A 777-nucleotide genomic window follows, 5' to 3' on the forward strand; every position below is an offset into this window, starting at 1 on the left:
GTCTCGGCAGGCTGATCCCAATGCGGGAAGTGGCCGCACCGCTCGAACCAGTGCAGACGGGCCGACGGGAATGCTACCCGGGCGCGTGTGGCCTGTCGCGGCAGCAGCAGGTGGTCCTGGCGGCCCCAGCCTATGGTGACAAGGCCGGGGGTCGTCGCCGAACCCTGCTGCAACGGCCCGCGCGCCAGCTCGCGCAGCATCGCATCGAACACCGGCGTGGCCGCCAGGCTCTGCAGCTCCCCTACGACAAGCTGGGGTGGCAGCAACCACGGACGGGCCGACAGTTGGGCCAGCAGCAGCGTACGGGTGACGGCGTGGCGCGACAGGAGGGGGTGGAAGGACCGCAGCAACCGCACCAGGCGTATCGATGCCGCGAGCGACCAGTGCAACCAGCGCGTTTCCCACCCGCGCCAGAAACCGCCGGGATCAAGCGCCACGCAGTGCCGACCGATGCCCCGCCGCGCCAGCTCCAGCACAAGCCGGCCCCCCACCGAACTGCCGACAAGGTCCGCTGTCGTCAGGCCTTGCGACTGCACGAAGCCGGCCAGGGCGTCCGCATGAGCCTCCACCGTCTGCCGGCCCGCGAGCGGGGCCGAGCTGCCATGTCCCGGCAGGTCGACCAAGATCAGTTCGCGTGAGTCGCGCAATGCGGGCAAGAGCGGGTCCCAGGTGCGGAGATTGGACCCCAGCCCATGGACCATGAGTAGCGGCCTGCCGGTGCCGAGGCGTTCAAAATGTAGGGACATGACGGCATTGCCCTTCAGTATTTGCGCTGCA

Annotated in this window: 1 protein-coding gene; it reads right to left on the reverse strand. The window is 69.2% G+C overall.

The genetic code is table 11. From position 1 onward, the window contains the following. On the reverse strand, nt 1–777 hold a 777-nt coding region (locus tag FV242_RS34010), incomplete at both ends, for an alpha/beta fold hydrolase (RefSeq protein WP_246693019.1).

Source organism: Methylobacterium sp. WL64, assembly GCF_008039945.1.
In the GTDB taxonomy this organism is placed as follows: Bacteria; Pseudomonadota; Alphaproteobacteria; order Rhizobiales; family Beijerinckiaceae; genus Methylobacterium.